This window comes from Pseudomonas sp. F2 (genome assembly GCF_057174385.1).
Genome location: NZ_CM169904.1, coordinates 5,994,776 through 6,008,553, shown reverse-complemented (window position 1 = coordinate 6,008,553; position 13,778 = coordinate 5,994,776). Strand labels below are relative to the sequence as shown.

At 59.5% G+C, this 13,778-nt stretch carries 17 protein-coding genes and 1 tRNA gene; 11 read left to right on the top strand and 7 right to left on the bottom strand.

Translation table 11 applies throughout. The features are described from left to right. Nucleotide 1 precedes the first annotated feature (1 nt). Both AC193Q_RS27165 and AC193Q_RS27160 read left to right on the top strand, forming a co-directional pair. Nucleotides 2-1,516: a tripartite tricarboxylate transporter permease gene (locus tag AC193Q_RS27165; RefSeq protein WP_047292269.1), complete on the top strand. Its 1,515-nt coding sequence runs from the start codon at nt 2-4 to the stop codon at nt 1,514-1,516. Further along, nucleotides 1,509-2,543 (top strand): AbrB family transcriptional regulator, encoded by a 1,035-nt coding sequence (locus AC193Q_RS27160; protein ID WP_121184185.1) that lies wholly within the window; start codon nt 1,509-1,511, stop codon nt 2,541-2,543. The genes AC193Q_RS27165 and AC193Q_RS27160 overlap by 8 nt, the downstream gene beginning before the upstream one ends. 126 nt (nt 2,544-2,669) lie before the next feature. On the opposite strand, the gene ung is transcribed toward AC193Q_RS27160, so the two are convergent. Then, a complete protein-coding gene (ung, locus tag AC193Q_RS27155; RefSeq protein ID WP_086792240.1) occupies nt 2,670-3,362 on the bottom strand; it encodes a uracil-DNA glycosylase in 693 nt (230 codons plus the stop codon). 132 nt (nt 3,363-3,494) lie between these two features. Here ung and AC193Q_RS27150 point away from each other — a divergent pair, with 132 nt between their 5' ends. Next, the gene (locus AC193Q_RS27150; protein ID WP_121184183.1) at nt 3,495-4,607 is read left to right on the top strand and encodes an enoyl-CoA hydratase/isomerase family protein; all 1,113 of its coding nucleotides are present in this window, start codon (nt 3,495-3,497) and stop codon (nt 4,605-4,607) included. A gap of 66 nt (nt 4,608-4,673) precedes the next feature. Here the strand turns inward: AC193Q_RS27150 and AC193Q_RS27145 are convergent, their stop codons facing one another. Together AC193Q_RS27145 and AC193Q_RS27140 are read right to left on the bottom strand one after the other, a co-directional pair. Further along, complete coding sequence (locus AC193Q_RS27145; RefSeq protein ID WP_007963255.1) at nt 4,674-5,072, bottom strand: hypothetical protein; 399 nt, start codon at nt 5,070-5,072, stop codon at nt 4,674-4,676. Nucleotides 5,073-5,251: 179 nt separating this feature from the next. Next, the gene (locus AC193Q_RS27140) at nt 5,252-5,515 is read right to left on the bottom strand and encodes a hypothetical protein (RefSeq protein WP_121184182.1); all 264 of its coding nucleotides are present in this window, start codon (nt 5,513-5,515) and stop codon (nt 5,252-5,254) included. Between the two features lie 263 nt (nt 5,516-5,778). Here AC193Q_RS27140 and AC193Q_RS27135 point away from each other — a divergent pair, with 263 nt between their 5' ends. From AC193Q_RS27135 to AC193Q_RS27105, 7 genes are all read left to right on the top strand, one after another. Next, entirely contained in the window at nt 5,779-6,009 is a 231-nt protein-coding gene (locus AC193Q_RS27135) for a cysteine-rich CWC family protein (RefSeq protein WP_047292254.1), read from the top strand. 33 nt (nt 6,010-6,042) lie between these two features. Then, the gene (locus tag AC193Q_RS27130; protein ID WP_483879021.1) at nt 6,043-6,735 is read left to right on the top strand and encodes a pseudouridine synthase; all 693 of its coding nucleotides are present in this window, start codon (nt 6,043-6,045) and stop codon (nt 6,733-6,735) included. 316 nt (nt 6,736-7,051) lie between these two features. Next, the gene (locus AC193Q_RS27125; protein ID WP_047292252.1) at nt 7,052-7,936 is read left to right on the top strand and encodes an alpha/beta fold hydrolase; all 885 of its coding nucleotides are present in this window, start codon (nt 7,052-7,054) and stop codon (nt 7,934-7,936) included. 159 nt (nt 7,937-8,095) lie between these two features. Further along, nucleotides 8,096-8,169 (top strand) — tRNA-Gly (locus AC193Q_RS27120). 267 nt (nt 8,170-8,436) lie between these two features. Beyond that, the gene (locus AC193Q_RS27115; RefSeq protein WP_007963251.1) at nt 8,437-8,616 is read left to right on the top strand and encodes a type II toxin-antitoxin system HicA family toxin; all 180 of its coding nucleotides are present in this window, start codon (nt 8,437-8,439) and stop codon (nt 8,614-8,616) included. Nucleotides 8,617-8,652: 36 nt separating this feature from the next. Beyond that, entirely contained in the window at nt 8,653-9,060 is a 408-nt protein-coding gene (locus AC193Q_RS27110; RefSeq protein WP_047292246.1) for a type II toxin-antitoxin system HicB family antitoxin, read from the top strand. Nucleotides 9,061-9,207: 147 nt separating this feature from the next. Continuing rightward, on the top strand, nt 9,208-9,936 hold the full coding sequence (locus AC193Q_RS27105) for a class I SAM-dependent methyltransferase (protein ID WP_121184178.1): 729 nt from the start codon (nt 9,208-9,210) through the stop codon (nt 9,934-9,936). A 123-nt stretch (nt 9,937-10,059) separates the two neighbouring features. On the opposite strand, the gene tam is transcribed toward AC193Q_RS27105, so the two are convergent. Continuing rightward, nucleotides 10,060-10,830, bottom strand: a complete 771-nt coding sequence (gene tam / locus AC193Q_RS27100) for a trans-aconitate 2-methyltransferase (RefSeq protein WP_047292235.1) — start codon at nt 10,828-10,830, stop codon at nt 10,060-10,062. A gap of 187 nt (nt 10,831-11,017) precedes the next feature. Here tam and AC193Q_RS27095 point away from each other — a divergent pair, with 187 nt between their 5' ends. Further along, a complete protein-coding gene (locus AC193Q_RS27095; protein WP_027614440.1) occupies nt 11,018-11,428 on the top strand; it encodes a low affinity iron permease family protein in 411 nt (136 codons plus the stop codon). A gap of 100 nt (nt 11,429-11,528) precedes the next feature. Here the strand turns inward: AC193Q_RS27095 and AC193Q_RS27090 are convergent, their stop codons facing one another. The 3 genes from AC193Q_RS27090 to AC193Q_RS27080 form a co-directional block, all read right to left on the bottom strand. Further along, nucleotides 11,529-12,032, bottom strand: coding sequence for a DUF4142 domain-containing protein (locus AC193Q_RS27090; protein WP_047292232.1), 504 nt, complete (start codon nt 12,030-12,032; stop codon nt 11,529-11,531). A 75-nt stretch (nt 12,033-12,107) separates the two neighbouring features. Then, a complete protein-coding gene (locus AC193Q_RS27085) occupies nt 12,108-12,266 on the bottom strand; it encodes a KGG domain-containing protein (RefSeq protein ID WP_080963245.1) in 159 nt (52 codons plus the stop codon). 118 nt (nt 12,267-12,384) lie between these two features. After that, nucleotides 12,385-13,734, bottom strand: coding sequence for a sensor domain-containing protein (locus tag AC193Q_RS27080; protein ID WP_483879020.1), 1,350 nt, complete (start codon nt 13,732-13,734; stop codon nt 12,385-12,387). Nucleotides 13,735-13,778 lie beyond the last annotated feature (44 nt).

Genomic DNA, 13,778 nt, shown 5'->3' with positions numbered 1-13,778 from the left:
TATGGATACTCTTGGCTATTTGGGTCAGGGTTTTGGCGTTGCGCTGAGCCCCTACAACCTGGTGACCGCGCTGTGCGGCACACTGATCGGCACTGTTGTCGGCCTGTTGCCGGGCCTGGGTCCGATCAACGGTGTGGCACTGCTGATCCCGATCGCATTCGCCCTTGGCCTGCCGCCGGAGTCGGCGCTGATTCTGTTGGCGGCGGTGTATCTGGGCTGCGAATACGGCGGGCGGATCAGCTCGATCCTGCTGAACATTCCAGGCGAAGCCTCCACCGTGATGACCACCCTCGACGGTTACCCGATGGCCCGCAAAGGTCTGGCCGGTGTGGCGCTGTCGCTGTCGGCATGGAGTTCGTTCATCGGTGCATTCATTGCCACCTGCGGCATGGTGCTGTTCGCCCCGCTGTTGGCGAAATGGGCGATTGCTTTCGGCCCGGCGGAATACTTCGTACTGATGGTGTTCGCGATTGTCTGTCTTGGCGGCATGGCCGGTGATCGTCCGCTGAAGACGTTTATCGCGGCGCTGATCGGCCTGTTCCTGTCGACCGTGGGCATCGACGCCAACAGCGGTGTGTACCGTTTCACTGGCGACAACATTCACCTGACCGACGGCATTCAGTTCGTGGTGCTGGTGCTGGGCCTGTTTTCCATCAGCGAAATTCTCCTGCTGCTGGAAAAAACCCACCACGGCCAGGAAGCGGTGAAAGCCACCGGCCGGATGATGTTCAACTTCAAGGAAGCGGCTTCTGTATTCGTGGTCAACGTCCGCTGCGGCGTGCTGGGTTTCATCATGGGCGTGTTGCCCGGTGCCGGCGCGACCCTCGCCAGTGCCGTGGCCTACATGACCGAGAAACGCATCGCCGGCGCCAGCGGCAAGTTCGGTGAGGGTGATGCCCGTGGCCTCGCCGCGCCGGAAACCGCCATTGGCGGTGCCGCCTGCGGTGCACTGGTGCCGATGCTGACCCTCGGCGTTCCCGGTTCGGGCACCACGGCGGTGATGATCGGCGCCCTGTCGCTGTACAACATCACTCCGGGGCCGCTGCTGTTCCAACAGCAACCGGACATCGTCTGGGGCCTGATCGCTTCGTTGTTCATCGCCAACGTCATGCTGGTGATCCTCAACATCCCGATGATCCGCATCTTCACCCGCATCCTCGCCGTGCCGAACTGGGCGTTGGTGCCCGTCATCGCCATCATTACCGGGATTGGCGTGTATGCGGTGCATGCCACCACGTTCGACCTGTTCCTGATGATCGGTATCGGCATCTTCGGCTACATCCTGCGCAAGCTGGACTTCCCGCTGTCGCCGCTGTTGCTGGGCTTCATCCTTGGCGAACTGATGGAGCAGAACCTGCGTCGCGCCCTGTCGATCTCCAACGGTGCGCTGGAAATCCTCTGGTCGAGCCCGATCACGCTCGGCGTCTGGGTACTGACTGGGATCATGCTGCTGATGCCGATCATCCGCATCTGGCGCAAACGTGCGGCAGCGCAACGCACCATCGCCGATGTCTGATCGTTCGTCCCTCAGAAGCTGGTGGGCTACCCCGCTGGTCGGTCTGCTTGGCGGTTTTATCGCCAGCCAGATCGGCTGGCCGCTACCGTGGATGATCGGCTCGTTGCTGGCGATCATCCTGGTGCGCTGCCTGACCCCGTGGCAACTTACGGAAATCCCCGGCGGGCGCAAATGCGGGCAATGGATTGTCGGCATCGGCATCGGCCTGCACTTCACCCCGCTGGTGTTGGAGCAGGTGCTCAGTCACTTCGGTCTGATTTTCTTCGGTGCGCTGGTCACCAGTCTCTCGGCGGTGGTCGGCGTGTGGCTGATGCGCCGCACCGGCGAAGATCGCGCCACGGCGTTTTTCTCGAGCATGCCCGGCGGCTCCGGGGAGATGGTCAATCTCGGCGCGCGCAACGGTGCGCTGCTCAGCCATGTCGCGGCCGGGCAGAGTCTGCGGGTGCTGGCGGTGGTGTTGTGTGTACCGGCGGCGTTCAAATATCTGCTGGGCGACGGCACGCCGATTTCCCACGCCGGCAGCGTCGATTGGCGCTGGCTGGCGATTCTGTTTCCCACAGGCGCCCTGCTCGCCTGGCTCTGGCAGCGTTTGCGTCAACCCAATCCGTGGCTGTTCGGCCCGTTGCTGGTCAGTGCCACGGTGAGCATTACCTGGGATTTGCACATTGGCCTGCCGGACGGAGGCAGCCAGATCGGCCAGTGGCTGATCGGCAGCGGGCTGGGCTGTCACTTCAATCGACAGTTCTTCCGGCGCGCGCCGTCATTCATGGGGCGTACGTTGATCGGCACGGCGTTGACCATGTTGATCGCCACCCTGGCGGCACTGGGCTTGAGTGCACTGACCCATCTGGATCTGCGTTCGCTGACGTTGGGCATGATGCCCGGCGGCATTGCCGAAATGAGTCTGACGGCGGAAACCCTGCAACTGTCGGTGCCGCTGGTGACGGCGATGCAAGTGATGCGGCTGTTGTTTGTGCTGTTTCTGGCGGAGCCGTTGTTCAAGTATTGGAACCGTAATCCCGAGTGATACCGAGTCGACTTCATCGCTGGCGAGCCAGCTCCCACAGGATTGTGGTTGCCACAAATCGTGTGTACACCCCTGAAACCTTGTGGGAGCTGGCTTGCCAGCGATAGGGCCAGCCCGGTCAACCGATCAAACCGGCGGCAACCGCCACTCGATCGGCGCTTCACCATTCTGCTCAAGAAACTTGTTGGTCCGGCTGAAATGCCCGCAGCCCAGGAAGCCACGATATGCCGACAACGGCGACGGGTGCACCGAGGTCAGCACCAGGTGCTTGGTCGCATCAATCAGCTTCTGTTTGCTCTGCGCATGCGCGCCCCACAGCATGAACACCAGATGCGGCTGACGTTCGCTGACCACCTCAATGATCCGGTCGGTGAAGAACTGCCAGCCTTTATCCTTGTGCGCGTTGGCATTGGCGCGCTCGACGGTCATGGTGGTGTTGAGCATCAACACGCCCTGATCGGCCCAGCTCTGCAGGTAACCGTGATTGGGGATGTCGATGTTCAGGTCGCGTTTCAACTCCTTGTAGATGTTGACCAGCGATGGCGGCGCCGGCACGCCCGGTTGCACCGAGAAGCACAAGCCATGGGCCTGGCCCGGGCCGTGGTACGGGTCCTGGCCGAGGATCACCACTTTGACCTTATCCAGCGGCGTCGAATTCAGCGCGTTGAAAATCAGCGGCCCCGGCGGATAGATCTCCTTGCCGGCCGCCCGCTCCTGCTGCAGAAAATTGCGCAACTCTGCCATGTAAGGCTGGTCGAATTCAGCACGCAGTGCCTCCTTCCAGCTCGGTTCGAGTTTGATACGGTCGTCAGCAGTCATGGTCATACCCGGCAAAAACAATGGGGCGAACCCTAGGAAAGCCGACCACGCTTGTCAATTGATCTGACAGAGATCCGGCACTTTCCCGCACAGCGATCATACTGATCGTTCAAATTCCCGATCGAGGTCACGATGAATCTGCACTTCGAAGAACTCACCGGCACTGACGGCGCCCGCCTCGGTATCGCCAGCCTGGATGCTGAAAAGTCGCTCAACGCGCTGTCCTTGCCGATGATCAACGCCCTGAGCGACAAGCTGAACGCCTGGGCCAAGGATCCACAAATCGTCTGCGTGCTGCTGCGCGGTAACGGCGCCAAGGCATTCTGCGCCGGCGGCGAAGTGCGCAGCCTGGTGGAAGCCTGCCGCGCCCATCCCGGCGAAGTCCCGCCACTGGCCGCGCAGTTTTTCGCCGCCGAATATCGCCTGGACTACAGCCTGCATACCTACCCCAAACCGCTGATCTGCTGGGGCCACGGTTACGTGCTCGGCGGCGGCATGGGCCTGTTGCAAGGTGCCAGCACGCGGATCGTCACGCCGAGCAGTCGCCTGGCGATGCCGGAGATCACCATCGGATTGTATCCGGACGTCGGGGCCAGTTGGTTTCTCTCCCGGTTGCCGGGCAAGCTCGGCTTGTTCCTCGGTTTGACCGGTGCGCACATGAACGGGCGTGATGCGATCGATCTGGATCTGGCCGACCGCTTTCTGCTTGAAGAGCAGCAACCGCAACTGATCGAAGGCCTGCTGCAACTCAACTGGCAGGAACAGACCGACATGCAACTCAACAGTCTGCTCAAGGCCCTGCAACAGGAAGCCGTCGAGCAGATGCCCGAAGCGCAGTGGTTGCCGCGCCGCGAGCAGATCGACGAACTGCTCGACGTCAGCAACGTCATCTGCGCCTGGAAAGCCATCAGCCTGCAACGCGACAGCAACGACCCGCTGATCGCCCGCGCCGCGAAAACCCTGAGCGAAGGCTCGCCGCTGACCGCACATCTGGTCTGGGAACAGATCCTCCGCGCCCGCTACCTGTCACTGGCTGAAGTCTTTCAGATGGAATACACCCTGAGCCTCAATTGCTGCCGGCATCCGGAGTTCAGCGAAGGGGTGCGGGCGCGATTGATCGACAAGGATCAGAAGCCGCACTGGCATTGGCCGGATATCAACAATGTGCCGGAGGCGGTGGTCGAGGCGCATTTTCACAAGGTGTGGGAAGGTCGGCATCCGTTGGCGGATTTGACGGTTTACTGACGGCCCGGCAAATCGCAGGCAGAAAAAAAGCGGCGCTCAATGCGCCGCTTTTTTGTTTGCGGATGATTACCAGCGACCGCCTCGCCCGCCGTGGTCACCGCGGTTACCGTGATGATCACGGCCACCACGGTCCCGATCCCAACCCCCACCGCGGTGACCGTCCCAGCGCCCGCGATCATTGTCGTGCCAGCGACGACTTTCGTAGTAGCGCGGCGCTGGTTGGTAGTAGCGCGGCGCCGAGTAGTAACGTGGCGCTGGCTGGTAGTAACGCGGGGCCGCCTGGTAGTAGCGAGGGGCCGAGTAGTAGGTGCTGCCACCGCTGTAATAGGTGCCGCCAGTGTTGTAGTACGCCGGAGCGGGTGACGTGTAGACCTCCGAGCTGTAGTAACTGTCTGCGTAGGAGTAAGGAGCGCAACCGGCAACGGAAAACATCATCGCAGCAAGTAGAAGAATTCGTCGATACATGGCGGCCTCCTGGACCGCGGGTAGCCGCACCAGCGACGCTGGCAGGCATCAGTCGTTTATTCGGTGACTGACGCAATATCTGACAGCGTTTTCCGAATCTGGTGCGCTTTCGTAACAAGTTGAAACATGTGATTGATGAAATCCTGTTCATTTGGAAAACGCTTTCATTCAGCCACCGATCAGTGGTGCCCACCGTGATAGCCGCCGCCGTGGTAACCGCGTCCATAACCGCCGCGATAGCCGTAGCCGCCGTAGTAATAATGAGCACCGCCGTAGTAACGCGGTCCGTAATATCCGCCGTAGTAATACGGCGAATAATAGCCGGGGTAGTAGTAAGTGGCGGGATAAGTGTCGTAAGGCCCGGCGTAGTAATAACAACCGGACAGACCCAGGCCGAGCACCGCTCCCAGCAGCACCCGGCGCAACAGTTTTGAAGTACTCATGACGGCCTCCTGAAAGACCAGCGGCCGCAGCAAGACAGCGCAGCCGACACAGTTTTGACTGTCAGTTCCGGGGCAAGTGCCGGGCGTGGAAAGGCTTCAGATCAGCGGCGTCAGTCACACTGAAAATCCTCTGTGGTAGCAGGCTTGCACCCACAGCTGGCCTTCGAGCTTGCACAGGCTACCGTCCCGGGCCGATCATGCGATGTAACGGGCCAAGCAAACCGGCCGTAACCGCACCTGCGTGGAAATGCCTCATCCGACTTATGCCTGATTCCGACACCAAACCCGACCTCTGCCCGGCCTGCGGCGCGCGCAACGACTGCACCCTGGCCGACCCGCGCACCGCCGACCGCGCCTGCTGGTGCTACGGCGTATCCATCGATCCGGCAGTCCTTGAAGCGCTGCCGCCGGAGCTGCGTGACAAGTCCTGCCTGTGCCCGCGTTGCGCCCAGGTCGAGGCGCAACTGCAAGCGGCCAAGCCGTCGATCCCGTAAGATGCGTGCCCCGCTACCTGCCGATTTCTGACCATGCGCGTCGACCGTTTCCTCAGTAACCTGCCCCGCTATAACCGTCAGCAGGTTCGCCTGTTGCTGGTGGAAAAGCGCGTGCGCATTGACGGAAAAGTCGTCAGCGATCCCCACAGCGAAGTCCTGGAATTCAGCCGCGTCGAAGTCGACAACGAAGTGCTGCAAAGCGGTAAACCGGCGCGCTACTTCATGCTGCACAAACCGCCTGGCTGCGTCAGTGCGACCCGCGATCCGCAGCACCCGACCGTGCTCGATCTGATCCATGAACCGGACAAGGACGACCTGCATATCGCCGGGCGTCTGGACTTCAACACCACCGGGCTGATGCTGATCACCAACGATGGCAGCTGGTCACGGCGTCTGACCCAGCCACAGACCAAACTGCCAAAGGTCTATTACGTCGAGACCGAACAGGAAATCGGCCCGGGATATGCGATCAAGTTCGCCGAGGGGGTCTATTTCGCCTTCGAAGACTTGACCACCCAACCGGCGCAGCTGGAAGTGCTCGGCCCACGAGCTGCGCGGCTGAGCATCGTCGAAGGTCGCTACCATCAGGTGAAGCGCATGTTCGGTCACTTCAACAACAAAGTGCTGCGCCTGCACCGCGAATCCATGGGCCCGCTGGCGCTGGATCACGCGCTAAAACCGGGCGAATACCGCGCTTTGCGCACCGAAGAGATTCATTTGTTCTAAGCCGGCGACCGCTCAGCAGAAGTTGTCGAACAATTTACCAACGGCACTTGCGCGATCCCCATCCCACTGCTTGAATCAGGACGTCGGCCAAATTGTGACCGATGAGTCACAACATACATCCAAGAAACTTTTTGCCGGTCGTCAGCCCTCCGGGTTGCGCCTCAGCCGGCAGACTGCCCGCCAATAACAACACCCGTCGACCGCAGTCATGGATCGACATGGGCCAAGCAAATTCCAGGCGTATGCCTACCTGTCACAAAGCTCGTGCAATCTCTATTTGCGCGCATACCCGCTTGCTTGCCAGGAGTCTTATGACATGAGGCCAGAAATCGCTGTGCTGGATATACAGGGTCAGTATCGGGTTTACACGGAGTTCTATCGCGCAGACGCCGCAGAAAAGACCATCATCCTGGTCAACGGCTCGATGGCCACGACTGCGTCGTTTGCTCAAACCGTGAAAAATCTGCACCCGCAATTCAACGTGGTTTGCTATGACCAGCCCTACGCGGGCAGGTCGAAAATCCACAACCGTCACGAGAAACATCTGACCAAGGAAGTCGAAGGGGAGATCCTGCTGGAGCTGATCGATCATTTCGGTGCCGAACACGTGCTGTCGTTTTCCTGGGGCGGCGCCGCGACCATGGTCGCCCTCGCCCATCAGCCTCGGCGCATCGAAAAAGCCGTGATCAGCTCGTTCTCGCCAGTGATCAACGCACACATGCTTGATTACCTGGAGCGCGGTGTCGACTACCTCGGCCAGCGCGATGGTGATCGGGTCGGGCACCTGGTCAACAACACGATTGGCAAACACCTGCCGTCACTGTTCAAGCGCTTCAACTATCGCCACGTCAGCAGCCTGGCCGAGCACGAATACGGGCAGATGCACTTTCACATCAACGACGTGTTGCACAGTGATCGTCAGTGCTATCTGAACGCAGCGAAGAAAATCAACGTGCCGGTGCTGTTCCTCAACGGCGAATGGGATGAATACACCGCCGCCGAAGACGCCCGACTGTTCGGCAACCACGTGGCGCACAGCACCTTCACCACGCTGCAGGCTACTGGGCACTTCCTCGACATGGAGCACAAGGCTGCGTGCCGCGATAGCCAGAACGCCCTGCTTGGTTTCCTGAAACCGTCACAGCAAACGAGCCGAACGCGTTATGCGTTCGTTCAGGATCACCATGCACTGGCCATTTGAAAAAGTGTCGTCGCGAGCGGGTCTGTGGGGCTGAAAAACCAGTATCGATGGCCCTGCAGATTCGCCCGCGAATGACCGTTTTCAATGCTGTAACGCGCTGCGAGGAAAAGAAAACCTTCAAATTCGCGCCCGACTCTGGTACAAAGTCAGCCGCTCTGAGCGGGTATAGTTTAGTGGCAAAACGAAAGCTTCCCAAGCTTTAGTTGAGGGTTCGATTCCCTCTACCCGCTCCACTCAATCGGGTCTCACGTCGTGGTTATGACGCGGGATGCAGGAACAGAAAAAACCGGCCTACAGGGCCGGTTTTTTTTGTGTCCGGGATTTGTCCGCATTGCCCCGTAAAGGCCTGCAACACACCCATCATTCCAACGCGAAGCCCCAGCCTAGACTGGACCTTGCCAGCGAGCCAATTAAAAGACGATGACCGCTTGGTGGTTATAGTGTTGATCAAAAAAAATCAGTAGTTATAGTACCCACCAAGCACACCACAAGGAGGTGTTGTGAATAGCCGCTTTTTAATCGGTCAACTCGTCGCAGACGGTTGGTATCTGGTGCGGGTCAAGGGCAGTCATCATCACTTCAAACATCCCATCAAACCTGGTCTGGTGACGGTGCCGCATCCAAAGAAGGATCTGCTTAAAAAAACGGCCATCAGCATTTTGAAACAGGCGCTGCTTTGACTCACGCCACCGACAGCGTCCAGGAGGTCCACGAACATGCTTTACCCGATCGCAATTTCAATAGGTGATGAAGAACATGCCTGGGGAGTGGAAGTGCCGGATATTCCCGGCTGTTTTTCTGCCGGGGATGATCTGGATGATGCCGTCGCGATGGCTCGCGAAGCCATTGAGGGTCATTTCGAAATTCTGGCAGAGGACGGTGCGCCGATCCCGCCAGCCAGCAAGCTTGGCGTGCACGTAGCGAATCCGCAGTACGCCGGTTGTGCCTGGGCTGTGGTTGATATCGACGTTACCAAATACCTGGGCAAGGCGCAGAAACTCAACATCACACTGCCCGGCTATCTGCTCAACCGCATTGATGAATATGTGCTTCATCACCCGGAAGAAAAAAGTCGTTCGGGGTTTCTGGCCTCGGCAGCGTTGAAGGTCTTGCAGCAAGGTTGAATACAAATCCGGCCCTCCGCTAGCATTTCCCCATCACCCACCACCCTCCCCTGCGCGGCCATCGACGAATACGCGTTTTGACTTTCGAGGGACTCCATGGCGCGGCCCCTGTGCCGCTGATGACCGAACTCAAAAGAGTATTTCCCCATGACGCAAAATATTTACGACGATCCTGATTTTTTCCAGGGTTATAGCCAGATGAACCGCTCCATCGGCGGTCTCGATGCCGCGCCGGAATGGCCGGCGCTCAAAGCGTTGCTGCCATCGATGCACGACTTGAATGTGGTCGACCTCGGCTGCGGCTATGGCTGGTTCAGCCGCTGGGCCAGTGAGCACGGCGCCGCTCAGGTGCTGGGGCTGGATGTCTCGGAAAAGATGCTCGAGCGCGCGCGAGAGACCACTGCGGCGGCGAACATCCGCTATGAGCGCGCCGACCTTGAGCATCTCGACCTGCCGGTCTGCCGTTTCGATCTGGCCTACAGTTCGCTGGCACTGCACTACATCAAGGATCTGCCAGGGCTGTTCGCTCATCTGTACGCGGCGCTGAAACCGGGTTCGCATTTTGTGTTCTCCATCGAGCATCCGATCTTCATGGCGCCGCGCAATCCAGGCTGGCTGGTCGACAGCGATGGCCACAAGCGCTGGCCGCTGGACAGCTATCAGATGGAAGGCGAGCGGGTGACCCACTGGCTGGCCGAAGGGGTAATCAAGCAGCACCGCACGATGGGCACGCTGTTGAATGCGTTGATCGCGGCGGGCTTTGCCATTCGCCATGTCAACGAATGGGGACCAAGCGATGCAGAGGTGGCGGCGCAACCGGCGCTGGCGGAAGAACGGGAGCGGCCGATGATGATGTTGGTGGCGGTGCAGCGCTGATCTGAACAAACAATATGTGGCGAGGGGATTTATCCCCGATGGGTGCGCAGCACCCGCTTAAAGGGCCTGCTGCGCAGTCCATCGGGGATAAATCCCCTCACTACAGGCGGCTGAAGGCTGGCTTCAGCGAGTCGCGACGATAAACAACCGCGGAAACGGCAACAGTACCGAGCCATCCGGCAACGCCGGATAAGCCTTGGCCACCGCCGCCAGATACTGCTGCAGGTATTGCGCCCGCTCCTCTTCAGTCAGCGGGTTCAAGAACGGAATCAAACCACTGCCCTTGAACCACTCCACCACACCCGCCGCGCCGTCTGCGAGTTGATGGTGATAGGTGGTGCGCCACACATCTACCCGCGAACAGTGCGGACGCAACATCGAGAAGTAATCGCTGGCACTCGCCATGTCGGTGCGCTGCCCGGCGGCGCCAGCCAGTTTGGTGGCCCATGGGCCATTGGCGGCGACTTCGCGCATCAGTCGATGGGAAGGCTCGTTGAGGTTGTCCGGCATCTGGATCGCCAGACTGCCTCCGTCCGACAGCTTACCCGCCAACGCCGGCAGCAACGTCGCGTGATCCGGCACCCATTGCAGCACGGCATTGGCGAAGATCACATCGAACGGCCCTTGATCCGCCCAGCTATCGATTTCCGCGATTTCGAACTGCACGTCAGGCAAGCGCTTGCGCGCCGCGTCAATCATGTCCGGCGAGCTGTCCAGTCCCCGGACCTGCGCCTGCGCAAAACGCTGCACCAGCAGCTCGGTGGAGTTACCCGGGCCGCAACCGATGTCGACCACCGATCGCGCCTGAACCGTGGGAATCGCCGCCAGCAGATCTCGGGCCGGGCGGGTGCGTTCATCTTCAAAAGCGACGTATTGTCTGGCGGACCAACTCATTGCGTTCTCCTGTCGGGACATTCCAGCGGTTCGTCACCATACAGGCAGCGCTGCGGGCAGTTCCAGGGAGGCCTATTGCCAAGAGTGTCTGGTTGCTCGCAATGATTGGCAGGTTTCAATTGTAAGTAGAATTTTCATCGCATCCCGGGTGTCTGAATTTCATGCTCTCACAATAAGGAACATCGCAATGAAATTCGCCAAAATCTCCCAGACCCTGGCCCTTTGGGCCGGCAGCCCGAAAACGTTCATGGGCGCGTTGATCCTGATTTTTCTGTGGGGGTTGAGCGGGCCGATTTTTGATTTCAATGACACCTGGCAACTGATCATCAACACCTCGACCACGATCATCACCTTTCTGATGGTGTTCCTGATCCAGAACACGCAGAACCGTGATACCGACATCCTGCATCTGAAGCTTGATGAGTTATTGCGGGTGAACAAGGAGGCGCAGAACGCGATGCTCGGGCTGGAGTCGCTGGATCTCAAACAACTCGAGGCGTTGCGCAAGCATTACCGCAGCCTGGGGGAAAGCGAGGTGTTCGATCTTGAGGGTCTGGGGGAGAAGAGCAAGCCGAAGCAGGATTTGAATGACTGCTAAATACAGTTAAAAAAGCAAAAGATCGCAGCCTGCGGCAGCTCCCGCACCGTTCTATGCAGGAGCTGCCGCAGGCTGCGATCTTTTTGCTTTACAGGCGGTATCAGCGGCTGGCTTGCAGCGCCCGGGCCATTTGCAGATGGCTTTGCAGTTTTGGCAGTGTCTCGTCGGCAAAAGCCTTGATTTCCGGCACATCGGTCGACTGCGCTTCCTGCTGGATCTGCTGGATGGCCTCTTCGGTCGCTTTCACCTGACTGGCGGCGTAGGCCTGGTCAAAGGTTTCACCGTCCTTGACCTGCGGGATCATGCTCTTGGCCTTGTCGGCGATTTCTTCACGGGGTGCGACCGGCAAATCGAGTTTCTTGGCGATCTTCGCCAGATGCTGGTTGGCCGTGGTGCGGTCATTGATCACCACGATGGTGTAATCCTTGACCTCTTTGGATTCGGATTTCTGGTGCGCCAGGCGGCTGGCTTCAATGTCGGCCATGCCTTTGGCAGATGCATCGTTGATGAAGTCGGCAGGCGACTGGGCGAATGCCGTGCCAGCGAACAAACCCAACAGGGTGGCAACACTTAAATGACGTATCTGCGTGGCCATCCGGCTCATGGTCGCGCCCTCCTATCTTTGCAAATTCAAGCGGGGGCTTGCGCCCCCGCCTCTCAATCAAAACAACCTCGCCGACTACTTCGACTTCTGAGCTGGCTTGCGGCCCATTTCGGCTTTCGCAGGCTCTTTGTCGACTGTCGTGGTGGTGGTTTTCCCACCTTTGCGACCGGCTTCAGAGGCCTTCGTTCGATCGTTGGCGAAGTTTCCCGAGTTGGAGTTTCTTGAGTTAGGCATGATTCTCTTCCTCTTGGTGTTGATCGTTGGCGAGCAGGTGCCCGCCTAGATTGAGAATTGCCGGGCTGCCAAAGGTTTAGAAAAGTTGCCTGCGCCGCGACGAACGGCGCGCACCGGTTCAGATATCAACCAGCCGATGATTGAGGCGTTTGGCGGCGTACATCGCCTGGTCGGCATGCCGGAACAGTTGCTGCTCCTCGCTGCCATGTTCAGGATAACGGGCCACGCCGATGCTTGGCTCGATATGCAGGTTGTGACCGTCCAGACGCATGGGTTGCACGAGCACCTGGCGGATTTTCTCGGCCACGCTGTCGGCGTCTTCAGCGGCGTGGATACTGTGCAGCAGCACCACGAATTCGTCGCCACCAATGCGCGCCACGGTATCGGTATCGCGCACGCAGCCCTTGAGCCGACTCGCCACGGTTTGCAACAGCATGTCGCCGACCGCGTGGCCAAAGGTGTCGTTAACCTGTTTGAAGCGATCCAGATCGACGTACAGCAACGCCATGTTTCCCGACGCATCCCGGGCGCCGGCCAGTGCAGCCTTGAGACGGTCTTTGAGTAATCCGCGATTGGGCAACTGGGTCAATTGATCGTACTGCGCCATGCGCTTGAGCCGTGCGTACAGTTGCTGACGCTCAATGGCGGTGGCGACCTGGGCGCAGACGTATTGCAGCAGTTCCTTGTCCTGTTCGGTGTAACGTTCGCCGCCCGGCAGGCTTTTGACGATCAACGCACCGATGGTGCCGTTTTTCGAATTCAGCGGCACACCAAGCCAGCACGGTGAATCCTGCCCCGCCACCAGCGCCGCGAAATCGGATGAGGCGTCGGGGTTGTCGGGCGTCAGCAGAATCGGCTGACCGCTGCGGATGACTTGGGCACACAAACGCCCGGTGACGGTGCCCGGTTGCTCGGGCTGCGATTCGAGGTCATCAACGTGATAGGGAAAATTCAGCTGCGCACCGTGCTCGTCGTACAGCGCCACGGAAAAATTCAGCGCCGGCAGCCATTCACCGATGATCAAGTGAATGCGTTTGAACAGCGCCAGCAAGTCTTCGGCGACATGCGCCGCTTCGGAAATGGCATACAGCGCAGCCTGACGCGATTCCGCCTGCTTGCGCTCGGTGATGTCGCGGGCCACGGCGATGCGCAGCTGATCGACCTCCGACCAGCGCGCCGACCACAGTATGTTCGCGATGCGCCCGTCCTTGCGCACGTAACGGTTTTCAAAGTTATGTTTCGGTTCACCGCCCATGATGTCACTGGCCGCTGCCAACGTGCGCTGGCGATCCGCCGGATGCACCAGTTCGATCATCGGCCGGCCGATCAACTCGTCAGGCGTATAACCGAAAATGCGCTCGCAGGCGGCACTGACAAAAACGAAACGGCCCTGCCTGTCCACCGCACAAACGGCATCCAGCAACAGGTCCATATAACTCGCCAACGGCGCGGAGTTTCGGCTTTCCATGGTTCAGCGTGGGTGTCCGGACAATGCAGCACTGTTCAACCATC

Coding starts and splice junctions, on each gene's coding strand:
- AC193Q_RS27085 (WP_080963245.1), bottom strand. CDS start 12,266: ATGCCTAACTCAAGAAACTCCAACTCGGGAAACTTCGCCAACGATCGA.
- AC193Q_RS27165 (WP_047292269.1), top strand. CDS start 2: ATGGATACTCTTGGCTATTTGGGTCAGGGTTTTGGCGTTGCGCTGAGC.
- AC193Q_RS27110 (WP_047292246.1), top strand. CDS start 8,653: ATGCTTTACCCGATCGCAATTTCAATAGGTGATGAAGAACATGCCTGG.
- AC193Q_RS27095 (WP_027614440.1), top strand. CDS start 11,018: ATGAAATTCGCCAAAATCTCCCAGACCCTGGCCCTTTGGGCCGGCAGC.
- AC193Q_RS27105 (WP_121184178.1), top strand. CDS start 9,208: ATGACGCAAAATATTTACGACGATCCTGATTTTTTCCAGGGTTATAGC.
- AC193Q_RS27080 (WP_483879020.1), bottom strand. CDS start 13,734: ATGGAAAGCCGAAACTCCGCGCCGTTGGCGAGTTATATGGACCTGTTG.
- AC193Q_RS27090 (WP_047292232.1), bottom strand. CDS start 12,032: ATGAGCCGGATGGCCACGCAGATACGTCATTTAAGTGTTGCCACCCTG.
- AC193Q_RS27135 (WP_047292254.1), top strand. CDS start 5,779: ATGCCTGATTCCGACACCAAACCCGACCTCTGCCCGGCCTGCGGCGCG.
- ung (WP_086792240.1), bottom strand. CDS start 3,362: ATGACTGCTGACGACCGTATCAAACTCGAACCGAGCTGGAAGGAGGCA.
- AC193Q_RS27145 (WP_007963255.1), bottom strand. CDS start 5,072: ATGTATCGACGAATTCTTCTACTTGCTGCGATGATGTTTTCCGTTGCC.
- AC193Q_RS27125 (WP_047292252.1), top strand. CDS start 7,052: ATGAGGCCAGAAATCGCTGTGCTGGATATACAGGGTCAGTATCGGGTT.
- AC193Q_RS27150 (WP_121184183.1), top strand. CDS start 3,495: ATGAATCTGCACTTCGAAGAACTCACCGGCACTGACGGCGCCCGCCTC.
- tam (WP_047292235.1), bottom strand. CDS start 10,830: ATGAGTTGGTCCGCCAGACAATACGTCGCTTTTGAAGATGAACGCACC.
- AC193Q_RS27130 (WP_483879021.1), top strand. CDS start 6,043: ATGCGCGTCGACCGTTTCCTCAGTAACCTGCCCCGCTATAACCGTCAG.
- AC193Q_RS27140 (WP_121184182.1), bottom strand. CDS start 5,515: ATGAGTACTTCAAAACTGTTGCGCCGGGTGCTGCTGGGAGCGGTGCTC.
- AC193Q_RS27160 (WP_121184185.1), top strand. CDS start 1,509: ATGTCTGATCGTTCGTCCCTCAGAAGCTGGTGGGCTACCCCGCTGGTC.